This window comes from Planctobacterium sp. R6 (genome assembly GCF_055755215.1).
This window is the reverse complement of sequence record NZ_JBVTQY010000021.1, coordinates 68,567-85,906: the sequence shown is the minus strand read 5'-3', so window position 1 is coordinate 85,906 and position 17,340 is coordinate 68,567. Positions and strand designations below refer to the sequence as shown.

The 17,340-nt window shown below is 45.4% G+C and carries 14 protein-coding genes; 10 read left to right on the top strand and 4 right to left on the bottom strand.

Annotated features, from left to right (window positions below):
• Window positions 1–28: 28 nt before the first annotated feature.
• The 4 genes from AC0J20_RS14095 to AC0J20_RS14080 all read right to left on the bottom strand — a co-directional run bounded on the left by AC0J20_RS14095 (window position 29) and on the right by AC0J20_RS14080 (window position 4,607).
• Window positions 29–2,563, bottom strand: coding sequence for a tetratricopeptide repeat-containing hybrid sensor histidine kinase/response regulator (locus AC0J20_RS14095; protein ID WP_473022149.1), 2,535 nt, complete (start codon window positions 2,561–2,563; stop codon window positions 29–31).
• 307 nt (window positions 2,564–2,870) lie between these two features.
• On the bottom strand, window positions 2,871–3,158 hold the full coding sequence (locus AC0J20_RS14090) for a hypothetical protein (protein ID WP_473022148.1): 288 nt from the start codon (window positions 3,156–3,158) through the stop codon (window positions 2,871–2,873).
• A gap of 83 nt (window positions 3,159–3,241) precedes the next feature.
• Window positions 3,242–4,066, bottom strand: coding sequence for an SAM-dependent methyltransferase (locus AC0J20_RS14085; protein WP_473022146.1), 825 nt, complete (start codon window positions 4,064–4,066; stop codon window positions 3,242–3,244).
• Window positions 4,067–4,337: 271 nt separating this feature from the next.
• Complete coding sequence (locus tag AC0J20_RS14080; RefSeq protein ID WP_473022144.1) at window positions 4,338–4,607, bottom strand: hypothetical protein; 270 nt, start codon at window positions 4,605–4,607, stop codon at window positions 4,338–4,340.
• A 246-nt stretch (window positions 4,608–4,853) separates the two neighbouring features.
• Here AC0J20_RS14080 and AC0J20_RS14075 point away from each other — a divergent pair, with 246 nt between their 5' ends.
• The 10 genes from AC0J20_RS14075 (at window position 4,854) to AC0J20_RS14030 (ending at window position 17,339) form a co-directional block, all read left to right on the top strand.
• Window positions 4,854–6,344: a CoA-acylating methylmalonate-semialdehyde dehydrogenase gene (locus AC0J20_RS14075; protein ID WP_473022142.1), complete on the top strand. Its 1,491-nt coding sequence runs from the start codon at window positions 4,854–4,856 to the stop codon at window positions 6,342–6,344.
• Between the two features lie 14 nt (window positions 6,345–6,358).
• Window positions 6,359–7,516, top strand: a complete 1,158-nt coding sequence (locus AC0J20_RS14070) for an acyl-CoA dehydrogenase family protein (protein ID WP_229527496.1) — start codon at window positions 6,359–6,361, stop codon at window positions 7,514–7,516.
• A 16-nt stretch (window positions 7,517–7,532) separates the two neighbouring features.
• Complete coding sequence (locus AC0J20_RS14065; RefSeq protein ID WP_473022141.1) at window positions 7,533–8,654, top strand: enoyl-CoA hydratase/isomerase family protein; 1,122 nt, start codon at window positions 7,533–7,535, stop codon at window positions 8,652–8,654.
• Window positions 8,655–8,656: 2 nt separating this feature from the next.
• Window positions 8,657–9,550 carry a 3-hydroxyisobutyrate dehydrogenase gene (gene mmsB / locus AC0J20_RS14060; protein WP_473022140.1) on the top strand — a complete coding sequence of 298 codons (894 nt, stop codon included), beginning with the start codon at window positions 8,657–8,659 and terminating at the stop codon, window positions 9,548–9,550.
• Between the two features lie 17 nt (window positions 9,551–9,567).
• Window positions 9,568–10,329, top strand: coding sequence for an SDR family oxidoreductase (locus AC0J20_RS14055; RefSeq protein WP_473022139.1), 762 nt, complete (start codon window positions 9,568–9,570; stop codon window positions 10,327–10,329).
• Between the two features lie 125 nt (window positions 10,330–10,454).
• Window positions 10,455–11,003, top strand: coding sequence for a D-glycero-beta-D-manno-heptose 1,7-bisphosphate 7-phosphatase (gene gmhB / locus AC0J20_RS14050; protein WP_473022138.1), 549 nt, complete (start codon window positions 10,455–10,457; stop codon window positions 11,001–11,003).
• Window positions 11,004–11,104: 101 nt separating this feature from the next.
• On the top strand, window positions 11,105–13,612 hold the full coding sequence (locus tag AC0J20_RS14045; RefSeq protein ID WP_473022137.1) for a GGDEF/EAL domain-containing response regulator: 2,508 nt from the start codon (window positions 11,105–11,107) through the stop codon (window positions 13,610–13,612).
• A gap of 310 nt (window positions 13,613–13,922) precedes the next feature.
• Window positions 13,923–15,713: a thiamine pyrophosphate-binding protein gene (locus AC0J20_RS14040; protein WP_229527489.1), complete on the top strand. Its 1,791-nt coding sequence runs from the start codon at window positions 13,923–13,925 to the stop codon at window positions 15,711–15,713.
• A gap of 1 nt (window position 15,714) precedes the next feature.
• The gene (locus AC0J20_RS14035; protein WP_473022136.1) at window positions 15,715–16,551 is read left to right on the top strand and encodes a hypothetical protein; all 837 of its coding nucleotides are present in this window, start codon (window positions 15,715–15,717) and stop codon (window positions 16,549–16,551) included.
• Entirely contained in the window at window positions 16,548–17,339 is a 792-nt protein-coding gene (locus AC0J20_RS14030; RefSeq protein WP_473022135.1) for a citrate/2-methylcitrate synthase, read from the top strand. Before AC0J20_RS14035 ends, AC0J20_RS14030 begins: the two co-directional genes overlap by 4 nt.
• The last annotated feature ends 1 nt before the right edge of the window (window position 17,340 follow it).

The window sequence follows — 17,340 nt, the reverse complement described above, 5'->3', positions numbered from 1 at the left end:
TCACTCAAACCTGTCATCCACCCCCTGTCTAACAATACGAAAAACTGAGGCGACAACTATCCTGACACAGGGGGATATCCCCCAGAGCCTGATTAATTAACTGACTGACCTGAGGGTATTGACGGGTTTTTAGTTGCTGCTCTATTTGATTAAAATGCTCACCAATATTGGCAAAACCGAAGTTAGCGGCCGAACCTTTTACTGTGTGTGCAAGTTCAGATAATGCAGGCCAGTTTTCAGCCTGCCAAAACATGACGGCCTGTTCCACCTCCTGATTGAGCTGCGACGCATAGCTGGCAATGAGCTTTACCATATCCTCTTCTTGTCCCGCCAGCGGCGTAGCACCTTTGGGCACCGGCAAAGCCTGCATGTCACTTGTCGTCGTCTTAGTTTCAGGTGTAATCAAAAAGTCTGCAAGATAGTGTTCTAACAGGGCAATCAGGTCTTCTCTGGGGAGTGGTTTGGGTAAGTGTGCCGTAAACCCTTCGCGCATGTATTGTTCAACCTCATGCTTCATGTTATTCGCCGTCAGGGCTATCACCGGGGTGTCCGGATGCGCCTTTTTGATTTGCTTTAGCGCCTGACCACCATCCATTACCGGCATCTGAATATCTAAAAACACCAAATCAAATTGTTCTTTTAATGCGGCGTTGCAGGCCAGAAGACCATTTTCAACATCTGTCACCATAAGGCCCATTCGGGACAACATTAAGCGGATGAGTTCGCGGTTGTTTGGGTGATCTTCTGCCAGCAATACTTTGGCCTTATTAAATTTGGGTAGTGTTTGTTTTTGTGCCTCAACGGTTTGGGTAACAACGCGCGCTTCTTCACCTGAGGTTATCCAGCGACAATCGGGCGCAGGTTGTAGATTAATCGCAACCACAAATTCTGAACCTTTGCCTTCTTCGCTGGATACAGTTAAATCGCCGCCCAATCCTTGCGCCAGATGACGGGAGATAGATAAACCTAAACCGGAACCACCAAAGCGACGGTTAATGGAACCATCTGCCTGCTGGAAAGGTTGAAAAAGAGCCTGTTGATTGGCCTTGCTAATACCAATGCCGGTGTCCCTGACACCAATCAGTAACTGGTTTTCCAGCGATTTTACAGACACATTTATACTGCCTTTATCGGTAAACTTAAGGGCATTGTTGGTGAGGTTAAACAGAATTTGCCGCAGACGAGTGGGGTCAGTAATAATGGCACTGGGTAAAGGATAACGAAAATGCAAATCAAAGCTTAAGCCTTTGTCGCGCGCCCGTTTTCCGGTTACTGATTCTATCTGTGCAAGCAGTGGGATTAGCGGTGTGGCTATACTTTCGAATTCCAGTTTGTTTGCTTCTATTTTGGTAAAATCCAAAATGTCGCTGATAACATTGAGCAGGTGGTTGCCATTTTCGCAGATAATTTTAATGACCCTGTGTTCTTCTTTTTCTGGGATATCTCCCTGCAAGATGCTGTCGGCATAACCAATAATGGATGTCAGTGGGGTGCGAATCTCATGGCTCATATTTGCCAGAAACGCTGATTTAGTGTGAGTCGCCGTTTCAGCCTGTACCTTAGCCTTTTCTAATTCAGCAGATACCTTTGCCAGACGTTGTTTTTCGCGGGAAACCGTAAAGATCCAAAAGGCCAGAGTTAACAATGCGCAGACAAGTGTAAAAGCAATAAACTGCGTCTGTTGAGAGCGCTCTTTCTCAACGGCTCCTTCTAACTGTAGAATTTTATTTTGTTCTTCCAACTCGGCAATTTCTGCTGCTTTAGCTTCGCTTTCATAAAGCGCTTGCATAACGACGAGTTGTATCGAGCTTTTTTCCAGTTCTAGTTCTTCCTTTTTTTGTTTGGATGTCTTGATTAGATTGAAAGCGTTTAGCACATCGCCTTGTGCCTCATAAATATCTGCTTTGAGCTCAAGTAATGGAATAACCGAGTCTTTATTATGTGCAGCTTCTGTGAGCGATAATGCCTTATCTATCCACTCGTGCGCTTTTATAAAATTTCCGAGATGCAAATTGGATTCGGCAATTCCTTTCATGGAATAGTCAATGGAGTATTCATATCCATTTCTCTGCGCGATGGTGTAAGCTTCTGTGTAACTGGAAAGAGCTTTTAAGGGTTGTTCAGATTTTAAAAAGGCATCTCCTAAGCTATTTCTGGTCAGCATTAGGCCCAAAACATCTTGCTCGTTCCTATATTGTTCTAATGCAACTTCGAAACTTCCAAATGCTTCTTCAAACCTTCCCATTTTAAGCAGCACATCTCCAATTCCTTTATTGACACTTCCATCATTATTTATATTTTTGTATTTTTGATAGTATTCATATGCAGATTGAAACAAGCCTGCATTTTGATACGTGTTAGCCATATTGTTGTAACAGTAACCCTCATATAAAATGTTACCGCTACCCATATAGTGTGCTACTGCATTGTGGTATTGCTTTATCGCTTGATCGTATTCACCGATTGTCTGCAGAATATTTCCCTGAAGCATATTGGAACGAGCCAATATATCACTTAACCCGAACCGAATTGCATGTTGCTCCGATTCTTTAGCGCGAGTCATAGATTCCTGGTAATCACCCATAAAAGAAAGGGCGTAAGACAAACCATTTAATATACGACCATGGTTTTCCGGGGATAAGTTGGGCTCAAATTTGAGTAAAGTCTCTAGAGCTATTGACGCTGCCTTTTGAGGGTTTTTGCGAGCGAGGTTTTCTACCGTTTGTACTGACTCTATATATTGTTCATTTTGTATTTCAGATAATTGCGTCGTTTCTTGATAGCTCAGTGCAAAAAATGATTGCGCCCATATAAAAACAATGAGCAACAATTCATAGCTTTGTTTTGAGAAGAAACGACGCACTGGATGACTAATGAAATTGCTTTCTATTGTGCAGTCCTAATTTTCCGATATTGTTTTTATTATCGTTATTATCAGCATTATTATCTAATCCATTCCACGAACCCGTTGAGTTAGACAATGCGTTCATCATTAAATGTCTGATTTCGCTTTGATCCGCAGCCACTAATTTCGATGAGTCCGCAATTCCGGCGCTCTCTAAAATTTGCATTTTCTCTGCTTCAGACGCATGAAAAAATGAATCAGCTTTGCTAGTGTCAGTGGCCAAGTCAATATAAAAACGGCTTAAATTATCCATTTTACGTTCCTCTTTTTACCTTCGTTTTAGTTTCTTGTTTGCGCATTTGCTAACAAGTTAAAAAGCCATACTGCATAACTGGCTCAATCTTCGAACTCTTCGTATTCTTCCCAATGTTCAATGTCTGCTTCGGTTAAACCCAACCAGGCCAGGCGGTCTTCGGCAAACGTGGGTTCACTACCTGCTGGTACGTACAAGGTACTGATGGTATTGACATCAGCAGTAGCCAACTTTTCGATGGTCATCCAATCTATACGTGGCGCAAACCCCGGCAGGGTAGGAGCTTCATAAACACATACTTTATGACTCGCTGGATAATACTCAGCCAATAATCGACTGAGAGCCTTTAGTCCCTGCTCGCCAGGTTTAAAATGATCATTAGTGTGCTCGCCGGTTAATCCCAATTGCCACAGTATTAATGCGGCGCTCGTATCCGGAGTTCGCCTGGTTAATAAAAAGCGTGTTGCTTCGTAAGATTGGCAGCCCGTATCTGCAGGGTCCAGGTCAAGGTCTGCATAGAGGCAGGCATCAGCAGCGATGCCCGGCAACATTTTTACCGGGTAACCTTCATTTTTTAAGACATTGCTGGCCAGCCGGGTGGAGGTGACAAACACGCCTGGGTGGCCATAAAACACGGTAACAACCTGAACACCATTGCGCACCAGATCAATAATGTGCATGGCCATTTTTTTATAAATGTCAGGGCGGGAAATGCCTTCTTCGTTGTAGTATTTACCCAGGTGTTCGGTGGTGTTATTCAGGCTGATAATGTGCTGAATAGAGAGCGGATTTGGGGCCACTAATAACACCTTTTCAGCATTTTTAATTAAGCTTTCGGTTTCAAGTGTCATATGGCCAGGATGCAGGCCGCATCCGGCAATCGTCAGGCTGCCTTGTTTTGCAGTCATGAGTGATTTCCCTATTATTTTTCTATTCCGTGTTAAGCATATGCCACTATTAGATGTGTGGCAATTCTATAACCGACAAATTTTGACTAAATTTACTCAGGGATATTTTATCTTGCAACATTTAGGGGAGAGTCAACTCGATTACGACGTGAGTTGTGCTGACACAGAATACCTGGCAGCTTGTGTAGTGCTTTTCTCAAGTGTAAACCCTGACATTGAATCGCCACTATTAGCCTAGACACTTCCCAGCCGTTGACCTGACGCCTGTTTTTTATGGGTTATAGGATGAGTCTACATTTCTGCGCCCATGTGTCACTGTGCCATGTCTGTCGGTATGAGTCCCTCTGCTGACCATAAACCCGGTTGTATTGCGATTCTCGTGATAATGAAAATGGTCCACCGAGCCTGAACGACGTCTTATTTCAACTGACCCTGAGCGGGTACGCTGCTGACCATGAGTTCGGTTAGCATTGTCCCGGCGATCACTGGACGTTTCGTAGGTACGATGATGACTTATTTGATCTCCACGCGGTCTGTTCATATCACTCTCCTAATAATCTGCCTATTGCTTAACCTTATGTAAGAAAGTCTGAATGCGCAAATAATTACTCGGTTTTTCTCAATGTTTAATTCGCCAATCTTCTGTGCCGACGGGTTTTCAATCAGGAGTGTAAGCTCTGGTTGTCACTTTGGCGGAGGATATTTTTTAAATTGACGTTAACGTAAAGGTTAAAACTCTGCTAAAGTCGCTACAATTTCTTAACATTAACAAAAGAGCTTGTACCCTATGCAAACCGTTCCCTTGTTAATTGACGGCGAATTCGTCGCCTCTCAAAGCACAAAAACTATCGATGTAACCAACCCTGCCAACAATGAAACTATTGCCCTGGCACCTGTGGCGGAAGCCATGGAAGTGGAAAAGGCTGTTGCTGCAGCCAAAGCCGCCTTTGAAACCTGGCGCGAAACGCCTGTTTCTGAGCGTGCCCGTGTGATGATGCGTTACCAGGCATTGTTAAAAGAAAACCACGACGAAATTGCCAAAATCCTGAGCCAGGAAACCGGTAAAACCTTCGCAGATGCAAAAGGTGATGTCTGGCGTGGCATTGAAGTCGTAGAGCAAGCCATTAATATGCCGGCTCTGATGATGGGTGAAACAGTAGAAAACGTTGCCCGTGGTATCGACACCTACAGCTATATCCAACCTTTGGGTGTTTGCGCCGGTATTACTCCTTTTAACTTTCCGGCTATGATCCCCTTGTGGATGTTCCCGATGGCTATCGCGGCGGGTAATACTTTTGTACTTAAGCCATCTGAGCAGGACCCCATGACGCCGATGAAACTGGCTGAGCTTTTCATGCAAGCCGGTGCACCTAAAGGCGTATTAAATGTTCTGCACGGTGATAAATCGACTGTTGATGGATTGTTACACCATCAGGACATTAAAGCCGTGTCGTTTGTCGGTTCTGTGCCGGTAGGTCAATATATTTATAAAACGGCTACCGAAAATATGAAACGCGCACAGTGTTTTGCCGGTGCTAAAAACCATAGCGTGATCATGCCTGATGCCAACAAAGCTCAGGTTCTGAATAACCTGGTAGGCTCATCAGTGGGCGCTGCGGGGCAACGTTGTATGGCGATTTCTGTTGCAGTATTTGTCGGTAGTGCACAGGAATGGATTGATGAATTGGTACCACTGTTCAACGACGTAAAACCCGGCCTGTGGGATGATGAGTCAGCGGCATTTGGTCCGGTGATCAGCCCGGCAGCCAAAGAGCGCGTTTTAGCCCATATCCAAAAAGGTAAAGAGCAGGGCGCTACCTGCTTAGTAGATGGCTCAGTATGCACTGTTGAAGGATACGAGTCCGGTAACTGGATTGGTCCAACTTTGTTCAGCAATGTTACGCGTGAAATGAGCATTTATCAGGAAGAGATTTTTGGTCCGGTATTGTGCTGCATGTGTGTGGACACACTGGAAGAAGCTATCGCACTGGTTAATGCCAATCCTTATGGCAACGGTACCTCCATCTTTACTGCCAGCGGCGCTGCTGCACGTAAATACCAACACGAAATTGAGGTAGGTCAGGTAGGCATCAATGTCCCCATTCCTGTGCCACTCCCTTTCTTCTCCTTCACTGGCTGGAAAAACTCATTCTTCGGTGATTTGCATGCCTATGGTAAGCAGGCAGTACGTTTCTACACCGAAACCAAAACGATTACCTCTCGTTGGTTTGAAGATGATATTCCTACCGGTCCGAATATGACCATTCACTTGCGTTAATAAAGGAGTGAGATGTGAACTTTAATCTGACTGAAGATCAAATTGCGTTTGCTGATACTGCCAGACAGTTTGCTGAGCAGGAATTAGCGCCGAATGCGGCTAAATGGGATAAAGAGCACTACTTTCCTAAAGAAGTGATTCAAAAAGCGGGCGAACTGGGTTTTTGCGGCCTGTATGCTCCGGAAGAAGTCGGTGGTCTTGGACTGTCTCGTTTAGATTCATCCATTATTTTTGAACAGCTGGCAATGGGCTGTACTGCGACTACGGCCATGATGACTATTCACAATATGGCCTCCTGGATGATTGCCACCTGGGGCACTGACGCTATTAAAAATGAATGGTGCGAAGCACTGGTGACAGGTGAAAAACTGGCGTCTTACTGTCTAACCGAACCGGGTTCGGGCAGTGATGCCGCTTCCTTGCGTACATCCGCAAAACGCGAAGGTGATGAGTATGTGATCAACGGCTCCAAGATGTTTATCTCTGGCGCCGGTGAAACCGACGTCATGGTGGTTATGGTACGTACCGGTGAAGCTGGCCCTAAAGGCATTTCTGCAGTGGTTGTACCCGCTGATGCTGAAGGTATCATTTATGGCAAAGCCGAAGAAAAAATGGGCTGGAATGCCCAGCCTACACGTCTTGTAACCTTTGAAAATGTGCGCATCCCGGTCACTAATTTATTGGGTGACGAAGGTCAGGGCTTTACTTTTGCTATGAAAGGTCTGGATGGCGGTCGTATTAATATCGCCACCTGCTCTATTGGTACTGCACAGCAAGCCCTGAATACAGCCAAAAACTATATGCAGGAGCGCTCTCAGTTTGGTAAACCTCTGGCGGCATTTCAGGCACTACAGTTTAAAATTGCCGACATGACCACGGAACTGGTTGCTGCACGTCAGATGGTGCGTCTGGCAGCCTTTAAACTGGACAATAATGATCCGGAAATGACGGCGTATTGTGCGATGGCGAAACGCTTCGCTACTGACATTGGTTTTAAAGTGTGTGACGAAGCCCTGCAAATTCACGGTGGTTATGGTTACATTCAGGAGTACCCGCTTGAGCGTCATGTGCGCGATGTACGTGTACACCAAATCCTGGAAGGTACAAACGAAATCATGCGTCTGATTGTGGGCCGTCGGGTTCTGGCAGAAGGTGCCGGCGAATTACTCTAAAAATAAGGAGAATAAAATGAGCGAAGCGCCAGTTTTATTTTCAACCGTCGCGCTTAAAAACGGTCAACAGCTTGGACATGCACAGCTTAATTTACCCAAGGCACTCAATGCCCTGAATCTGGAAATGGTGCAGTTGTTGACTAGACAACTGCAAAGCTGGCAAGCCGACGAAGAAATAGCGGCGGTGGTGTTAAGCGGTGCCGGTGAAAAGGCATTTTGCGCCGGTGGTGATGTGGTGTCTTTATACAAGGCAATGCAGGCTGAACCTAACAAAACCCCTGGTTCTGTTGAGACCTTTTTTACTGAAGAGTATCAACTGGACTTTTTAATCCATACCTACAGCAAGCCAGTTGTTGTGTGGGGTAACGGTTTCATCATGGGCGGTGGCATTGGTTTGTTTTCCGGTGCCAGTCACAAGGTAGTGACCGAAACAACCCGTCTGGCCATGCCGGAGATCACCATCGGATTATTCCCTGATGTGGGCGGAAGCTACTTCCTGAATCAGCTTAAAGACAATATAGGCCTGTTTTTAGGGTTGACCGGTGTACAGATCAACGCTGCTGATGCCAGATTAATCGGTATGGCAGATTTTGCTGTTGCCGATACAAGTGTTGATGCTTTTATGGATAAATTGGCAAGTGCGGAATTTGCTGCAATTGCCGATGGGCTTAACCTGGTATTGACTGAACTGAACTCAGTATCAGAAGACAAATTACCTGCCTCTAACATCGCTCAGTTTGAGCCGCAGATCCAGAGCGCTATGGCGCAGACATCCTTGACTGAGGTTGTGGCTGAGGTGAGCAAGTGGCTCGAGTCAGATGAAAAGTGGCTAAACCGCGCCGCTAAAACCTTAGTCAATGGCTCTCCGGTCACTCAACGTCTGGTATGGGAACAGTTGCAAAGAGGTAAGCAACTCTCTTTAGCTGACTGTTTTCGTATGGAATTGATTATGGCCTGTCGCTGCGGGTCAGCAGGGGAGTTTCAGGAAGGGGTCAGAGCTTTGCTGATTGATAAGGATGGAGCACCCAATTGGCTCTACCCATCACAGGATATGATCCCGGATGAGTTTATCGCTTCGTTTTTTACGGGTAACTGGACTGAGCAAAGCCATCCATTGGCTAATTTAGGAGTCGCATAATAATGGCAAGCATAGGATTTATTGGTTTAGGTAACATGGGTGGCCCTATGGCCGCCAACCTGGTGAAAGCGGGTCACAATGTTAAGGTCTTTGACCTGGTACCCGAGAATGTCGCCAAAGTGGTTGATAAAGGCGCACATAAGGCGGACTCTGCAGCGGATGTAGTCACAGATGTGGATTTTGTGATCAGCATGCTACCCGCGGGCAAACACGTAAAATCGCTGTTTGTTTCTGAGCAGGGGATCAGTGCCCATATTAAAAAAGGCGCCATGGTAATTGACTCCAGCACCATAGATGCGGCCTCAGCTAAAGTGGTGGGCGAGCATTTAACTTCTCTGGATATCAGTTTTGTTGACGCTCCCGTCTCCGGTGGTGTAGCAGGTGCTCAGGGTGGCACACTCACCTTTATCGTGGGTGGCAGTGACGAGCACTTCAACAAAGCTAAGCCTGTGTTAGAGGCGATGGGCAAAAACATCTTCCATGCCGGTGATATTGGTGCCGGTCAGGTAGCTAAAATCTGTAATAACATGCTGTTAGCTATTTTAATGACAGGAACCTCAGAAGCATTGCAGATGGGGATCAAGCACGGCTTGGATCCGAAAGTCTTGTCTGACATTATGTTGCAAAGCTCAGGGCGCAACTGGACGTTAGAACTGTATAACCCTTGTCCTGATGTATTGCCTAATGTGCCTTCTTCCAAAGGCTACGAAGGTGGATTTATGGTGGATTTGATGAAAAAAGATCTGGGACTGGCAATGGAAGCCGCTAACCAGAGTCAGTCGATGACTCCTATGGGGGCATTGGCGCAAAACCTTTACCAGATTTTGAGTGCCCAGGGGCAGGGGAACAAAGATTTCTCCAGTATTTTTCAGTTGTTGGGTCAAACCAAACATTAAAAAGGCAAACTGAGATCATGAATTTAAAAGATAAAGTCATTGCAATTACAGGCGCTGCGCAGGGTTTAGGCCGTGCAATGGCCGATATTTTGGCGGATGAAGGAGCCCATATCGCTCTGTTGGATATGAAAGAAGACAGCCTGAATCAGGCTGTTGCCGAGCTTTCAGAAAAAGGCATTACTGCCCGTCCTTATGTGGTCAATGTGACTAACGAACAGGAAGTGGAAGCGGTGTTTGAGCGCATTGCGGCAGACTTCAAACAATTAAATGGTTTGGTCAACAGTGCCGGTATCATGCGTGATGGTATGTTGCTAAAAGTCAAAGACGGTAAAGTTCAAAAGAAAATGCCATTAGAGCAGTTTCAGTCTGTTTTAGACGTCAATGTAACCGGTACGTTTTTATGTGCTCGTGAAGCCGCGGCTAAAATGGTGGATCTGGGTTGTGAAGGCGTGATCATTAATGTCTCTTCAGTTTCCCGTGCCGGAAACATGGGCCAAACAAACTATTCTGCTTCTAAAGCAGCTGTAGCGACTATGACCGTCACCTGGGCAAAAGAACTGGCTCGTTTTGGCATTCGTGCAGCCTGTATTGCGCCCGGCTTAGTGGATACCGATATGGCACGCCAGATGCGCCCGGAAATGATGGAGATGTTTCTGAAGACCGTGCCTTTACGACGCCTTGCGAAAGTAGAAGAGTTGGGACAAACCGCTAAGTTTATTTTTAAAAATGACTACTTTACCGGCCGTGTCATTGAGCTGGATGGTGGTACTCGCGTTTAAACCGCGATTTAATTTTACCTAATCGCACGTTTCTTCAGCAAACGTGCGCTCTCATACCAAAGGATAGTAGCCAAACGTTATCTATTGGGTATCCTTATCAGCAAGTAAAAAATTATACCTTTTCTATGTCCATTCAGACCGACAAACATAAGGCGGTATTTTTAGACCGTGATGGCGTTATCAATGAGGATCACGGCTATACCTTTCGTATCAGTGATTTTCAGTTTTTTGACGGCGTTTTCCCCGCTTGCCGCCGCTTTATTTCCATGGGTTATAAACTGGTCATCATCACTAATCAGTCTGGTATTGCGCGTGGATATTATTCTGAGGCTGACTTCGAGAAACTAACCGACTTTATGCTCAATGAATTTAAACAGCAGGGCATCTACATCGACGCAGTTTACCATTGTCCACATCACGCTCAGGAAGGTTATGGTGAATACAAAGTGGATTGCGATTGCCGCAAACCCAAGCCCGGAATGCTTTACACGGCGGCTGATGAACTCAACATTGAGCTTAGTCAGTCTGTTATGATTGGGGATAAAATTACCGATATGATAGCCGGTAAGGCCGCGGGTGTTAAAAAGTGCATATTAATCTCACACAATCAGACCGGTGTCTCAGGAGAACTGGCAGATGCAGTGGCACCTTCACTGCTACATGTCAGAATTTAAGCAGTTAGACAGAATGAGTATTTTAGTTTCCTGTTAATCCAGGTAGTATGAGGAATTAAAATGCCTGTGTGTGCAGAATACCTCTTATTTTAGGGAAAAGAATGGCGATATCCATTTCAGTATTGCTGATAACCGAGAACCTGGTGCGACAGCAATCAGTTACTGATTTACTCTCCGAACGGAATGTGAATGTAATCCATGTTCAGGATTCCAGTAGTGCAGTTTCCATGCTGAAACAGCAACCCGTTGATCTGATTATTTCAGATACATTCATCGGGCAAATGGATGCCTGGCGACTGGTTCGAATGGTACGGGCTAATTTGTTTAAAGTACCATCAGATACCCCCTACATTCTGATCACCGATACCTATTGCGAACATATTGCCAAAACTACGGCGACGGCATTTACCATCAACCATGTACTGGCGGCTGAACACCTGGACACGCTGCCAGAACTGGTAATGACCTTTTCGGATAGCAATGAACCGTTGGACAACAGAATGTCTGTACTGGTGGTGGAAGATGATCCGGATATCGCAGAATTAGCCTCCCGTTTACTGAATAACAATTATCGGGTACAAGTGGCCTACACAGGAACTCTGGGTGTAGAAAAGTACAAAGCAGACAAATTCGATATTGTTTTGCTTGATGTGCAATTACCTGAGATGTCAGGAGGGGAAGTCCTCAAACATATACTGGCTGTTAATGCTCAGCAGGCAGTGGTCATTATGACCGCTCATGGCAGTACGGATCTTGCGGAGCAACTGTTAATTGACGGCGCTGTGGATTTTATTTCGAAGCCCTTTAAAGGGGAGCAGTTACGCAGGGTTATCGCCATTGCTGCCCAACGCGAAAATTATCTGGTCAGCAATAGTCAGTTTGAAGACAAGGTTATGACCATCAAACGTCGAGAAGAGCAGTTTCGACAGCTGTCAGAGGCTCATACCCGTTTATTAAATCACCTGTCCACTGTGGTTATGGAGTTGGACAGCGATGGTTATATCAAATTTATCAATAAAGCCTGGGTGTTGCTAACCGGTTATTCCAAAGAAGATACTATGGGCAAGTCATTAGCGGATTTTGCTTATGGCGATGATGGCAATACGCGGCAATATGTGCAGCACAATTTGAGTCAGATGCTGGATGGAACTGCCACAGCGAAACGCATTGAGTTTCAGTTAGAAACTAAGCCCGGAGATGCAATATGGGTTGAGGTGCAGTTCAACGATTTATATCAACAGGGCAAGGTCTCGGGTGTAACGGTAAACCTGGACAACATTGATGACCGCAAAAAAGCGGAAATGCAACTGAGCCATTTGGCCTCACATGACACCCTGACTAACCTGTATAACCGCCATTATTTTGATACCGAATTGAATCGTCTGGCCGAAACTGCGAAAAAGCAGGGGGTAGTACACGCTTTACTTTATCTGGATTTAGATCATTTTAAAGTGATCAATGATACTCAGGGGCACCACCAGGGAGATATCATCTTAAAAGAAGTCGCCGGTGCCATTTCGTCTGTAAAGCGTGAAGCGGATGTGTTTTGTCGGGTAGGGGGGGATGAGTTTGCTTTACTTCTGCCGCGTACCAATCAAAACGAAGCGCGCGAGATAGCGAATGAGATCTGTAATTTATTACAGCAAGGTCATTACCAGTTTGGCGAACGTATTTTTAAGATCAGTTGTAGTATTGGTGCTACCGAGATCAACGGTGAACAGACTGAGCCAGAAATGTATTTGCAACAGGCGGATATCGCTTTATATGTTGCCAAAAAGCGTGGCAGAAACCTGGTGCACGTATTTGAAAAAGCAGACAAAGAAACGGAAGACTTTCAGATGTCTGTACAGTGGGTGCACGTGCTACAGGAAGCCATCACTAAAGATCAACTTATTTTACATTTTCAACCTGTGGTTGATGCGGTTACCCGCGAGGTACATTATTTTGAAGCATTGGTACGCCTCGAAATAGACGGAAAACTCATCTTCCCGGGCGAGTTTATTCCCGCTATTGAACGGGTGGAAGACATTAACTTACTGGATCATCAGGTGATTTCTAAGGCCATGAGCATGATCAGTAAACACAGCGTGCTGGAAAAGGTTGCCATTAACCTTTCTGCCCAGGCTTTCAGTGATGAGCGTTTGTTGCCATTGGTGGAAGAAAAGCTCAATCAATATAACGTCAATCCGCAGCAAATTATCTTCGAAGTTACTGAGAGCGCCAGTTTAACAAATCTCGGCGCTACCCAGGATATGATCCAGAAGTTAATGGAACTGGGTTGCGAGTTTTCCATTGATGATTTCGGTACGGGTTTTAGTACCTTCAGTTACTTAAAACAGCTGCCAGCAAATTGTGTCAAAGTCGATGGTTCTTTTGTTAAGGATATGAAAGATAACCCGATTGACAAAGCATTGGTGAAGTCAATTTGTGAAGTGGCCAGAGCGCTGGACAAAACAACCGTTGCCGAGTTCGTTGAAGATGAAGAAACCGCACAGGAATTGCAAGGACTGGGCGTAGATTACCTGCAGGGATATCACATTAGTAAGCCGTTAGGTATTGATGTGATTGAAGAGCGATACGAGCTAAAACGCAATGCTGGTAACTTTTAATACCGCTTAGGTTAAATGTGGTAAGAAAATCAACCTGATTTTTACTGGTAGGATGATTAGCGAAAAAATAATCACATTATCGGTATAAAATTGCTCAAATTTTGTGTAGATTACGCGCCTCGGTTTTCTAACGGATGAAAAATGATACCGATGTATAGCCCGAAACAATGAGTTTATTTAATTGACTAAAAATGACTCTTTCATCGGTGCTGATAATGGACCTCGCAGTTGTTGCTAAACAACTGTCAGGTAAAAAATTGATGGCGACACGCTTCTTTAACAAGTGACAGGAAATGGTGGTGTTATGTCTATGGCTGATTCAAAAACGGAATCTGGTTTAGACATGGATGTATTTACGTATGCAGACATGATCGTTGATTATCTCAATCAACTGAATATTGATTTTGTATATGGTGTGCCCGGTGGGGCGATTGAACCTTTATTCAATGCTTTGGCAGTCAGTGCCAGGCATGGCGGAGTAGCTCCCGTTGTCTCCCGACATGAATCCGGCGCGGCATTTATGGCTGACGGTTATGCGCGTGAAACCGGACGTATTGGTGTTTGTTGTGCGACAACTGGCCCAGGTGCCACTAATCTGATCACCGGTGTTTCAGGAGCTTACGCAGATAATACACCAATGCTGGTGATTACCGCCCAAACCCCTTTACCTAAGTTTGGTAAAAGAGCCTTACAAGATTCTTCCTGTGCCGCCATTGATACGGTAAGTATGTTTAACCATTGTACTAAATACAGTACCCTGGTGAGTCATCACGAGCAGTTAGAAACCAAACTGGTATCTGCTTTAATGACTGCGCGTAACGAACCTGCCGGTCCGGTGCATATCAGTATTCCCTCAGATGTGCTCAGAACCGTCGCGCTCAAACAAGCAAATGTCGAAAAGAAAACCCTGAGAACCCGTTATACCTTGACCGATCAGGGTGCGATGGATCAGATGGTTATCGAACTAAAAAGCGTGAATAAAGTGGCGTTATTTATTGGTGATGGCTGTAAAGATGCATCATCAGAGATTATGCGCTTTGCAGAGATGATTAATGCCCCATTCGTAACTGGACCCATGGGTAAGCGCTGGGTTGACGAATCGCACCCTTTATATCGGGGCGTTTTTGGTTTTGCTGGCCATGAAAGTGCTAAAGAACTCCTGCAGGATCACAACAAACTTGATTTAGTTATTGCAATCGGTGCCGCATTAGGTGAACTGGGAACCCGTGGCTGGGCCAGTGAACTGATGAATGAAAAACTGATCCATGTGGATTCCCGTATTGAACATTTTACCCGTTCACACATGGCCAGACTGCACGTTTGTGGTCATCTCCCGACAATTTTCCGCATCGTAAATGAAAAGTTGAATCGGGCGCAGCGTTACTGGAATAAAGAATGGGAAGGCTTACCACAGCCGGACCGCCTGAATATTAACGGTTGTGCTACATCGTTGTTTGATGAAGACAAGTGTTTAAGTGATGACAATCCGATCAAACCTCAGCGTTTATTTACTCACTTAAGCCGTGAGCTGCCTGCAGAGACTCGTGTCTTTGTGGATGCCGGCAATGCTTGGTCATGGTCGATTCAGTATTATCAACGCAAAGAACACGATGGCAAGTTGCACATCGCCATGGGGCTTGGTGCCATGGCGTGGGCAATTGGCGCTGTTGTAGGATCTGCCGGTGGTAACCGGGTGGATGGCCCATTGAAGCCGCATGTGTGTATTACTGGTGACGGTAGCTACCTGATGAGTGCACAAGAGATCACTGTTGCCAAACAAATGAAATTACCCATCGTGTTTTTGGTACTGAATGATTCTGTACTTGGCATGGTTATGCATGGTCAACGTTTAGGCGGTGCTGAACAGGTAGGTTTTGAACTGGGTGAAGTCAACTTTGCCATGATGGCCGAATCGGTTGGGGTAGAGGGTATTGTTATCAATACCGTCGAAGAACTGGAAAGTATTGATTACCCACGCTTATTCAGCAAAGACGGTCCCACGTTGATAGACGTTCGGGTGGATAAAAACGAAGTGCCTCCAATGGGTGACAGAGTTAAAGGGATTGCAGTAAACGGTGGTTCCGCCACACCCGGAGGTTAGTGTGGACAACATCCCAAAATTCAAAACAGCAATATGGCGTGATGAGGCGTCACCTGATAATGCGTTTTTGGCCCAAAAAAGCTATTGCCATGGTTATGATGTTTATGGCGAAATGTTGGGGCAGGCAAGTTTTTCAGAATATATTCTGACCTTGTTTTTGGGACATAAGCCGGAACCTGATCAGCTGTACCTGTTTGACTGTATGGCTGTTGCGATAGCAAATTCAGGGCCACGTGATTTGGCAATAAGAGCTGCCATGAACAGTGGCGTGGGTGGAGCACCAGCCGCCGCAAATTTGATGTCATTTTTAGCGGTTGCCTCCGGCAATTACCAGGGAAGTCATGAGTTACAGCAACTGGTAAGTTGGTTTGTTCGATTTGATTTAGATTACGATAAATGGATCATCGCTTTAAACGCGCCAAATACAGAGCGAAGCAGGGAAGATATATGGGAGAAGTTTGAGCATCCACCGGGTTTTCTGCCTCATGCTCAGCAAGCCTCCAAAAATACCCTCGATTTTTTAGCGTTGCGAGGACTCTGGAACAAATATCCAGCCATTTCCTGGCTGAAACAAAACCTTGAAAATTTTGAAAATACGCTTGGAATGGCGCTAGGCATGAATTTTGTTGTTGCAGCCTGTTTTTACCATTTGGGCTTTTCACCTGATAAAGCCGAACTTTGTAGTTTAATGTTACGATTACCGGGCGCCGCTGTTCATTCGCTGGAAGCAAAACAACAGGGCTGGAAACAATTTCCATTTTTTGGACAGCAAATAGAGTTGCGTAATGATCCCGGCGAAGTTGGACCTTTACCCGATGTGTCGGAGATCTTACCATGAGCATTGCCGACCTGTTTTCGCATGAAAACAAAATTGTCACTGAAATGGGGCGCAGCTATTTGAGTCAGCGTGTTGTGTACCGTGGCAAAGACCTGCATCATGATTTAAAAAACTTGTCCTGGATCGAGCTGTTTGCTTATGGCATTACCGGCAGACAATTTTCTGAATCGGAGGTCAAACTGCTTAATTTTATCTGGGTCAGTACCAGTTACCCGGACAAATCAATCTGGCCAAATCACATTACCGCATTGGCGGGGACTGCCAGAACTACACCTCCTTTGGCGTTAGCGGCAGGCATTGCAAGTTGTGAAGCGGCAATATTCGGCGGAAAACCCTTTAAAGTGGCTATTGATTTTTTCAAAAGGGCAAATAGCTACGTCAGTGATGGTGGTGAGTTGGCTGATTTTGTTGACGCAGAGCTGAAGCAACACAAGGTTATTTTCGGTTATGGCAGGCCGCTTGCCAGTACCGATGAACGGGTTCCTCATCTAATCAAGTTTGTTAAAGAAAACCCAATCAATTCTCTGGAGCATTTTAACCTGGCAATCAAAGTGGCTATTCTGTTAAAGGCAAAGAAACACATCAATATGAATGTTGCCGCGCTCTATGCTGCTTTAGGGGCCGATCTTGGTTTTGATGCGGAGTCATTTCATATGTACATGACATTGTGCTTTGTGGCCGGCATGCCGCCCTGTTATATCGAAGCAAAACAGGATGTAGAAGGTGCCTTTTTACCAGTCCGATGCGACAGAGTAGAGTATACCGGGGTTTCCCCCAGGCCCTGGTAAT

Bases quoted from the DNA above. Each gene is read 5' to 3' on its own strand.
- AC0J20_RS14095 (WP_473022149.1), bottom strand. From the start codon at position 2,563: ATGACTCGCGCTAAAGAATCGGAGCAACATGCAATTCGGTTCGGGTTA.
- AC0J20_RS14090 (WP_473022148.1), bottom strand. From the start codon at position 3,158: ATGGATAATTTAAGCCGTTTTTATATTGACTTGGCCACTGACACTAGC.
- AC0J20_RS14085 (WP_473022146.1), bottom strand. From the start codon at position 4,066: ATGACTGCAAAACAAGGCAGCCTGACGATTGCCGGATGCGGCCTGCAT.
- AC0J20_RS14080 (WP_473022144.1), bottom strand. From the start codon at position 4,607: ATGAACAGACCGCGTGGAGATCAAATAAGTCATCATCGTACCTACGAA.
- AC0J20_RS14075 (WP_473022142.1), top strand. From the start codon at position 4,854: ATGCAAACCGTTCCCTTGTTAATTGACGGCGAATTCGTCGCCTCTCAA.
- AC0J20_RS14065 (WP_473022141.1), top strand. From the start codon at position 7,533: ATGAGCGAAGCGCCAGTTTTATTTTCAACCGTCGCGCTTAAAAACGGT.
- mmsB (WP_473022140.1), top strand. From the start codon at position 8,657: ATGGCAAGCATAGGATTTATTGGTTTAGGTAACATGGGTGGCCCTATG.
- AC0J20_RS14055 (WP_473022139.1), top strand. From the start codon at position 9,568: ATGAATTTAAAAGATAAAGTCATTGCAATTACAGGCGCTGCGCAGGGT.
- gmhB (WP_473022138.1), top strand. From the start codon at position 10,455: ATGTCCATTCAGACCGACAAACATAAGGCGGTATTTTTAGACCGTGAT.
- AC0J20_RS14045 (WP_473022137.1), top strand. From the start codon at position 11,105: ATGGCGATATCCATTTCAGTATTGCTGATAACCGAGAACCTGGTGCGA.
- AC0J20_RS14040 (WP_229527489.1), top strand. From the start codon at position 13,923: ATGGCTGATTCAAAAACGGAATCTGGTTTAGACATGGATGTATTTACG.
- AC0J20_RS14030 (WP_473022135.1), top strand. From the start codon at position 16,548: ATGAGCATTGCCGACCTGTTTTCGCATGAAAACAAAATTGTCACTGAA.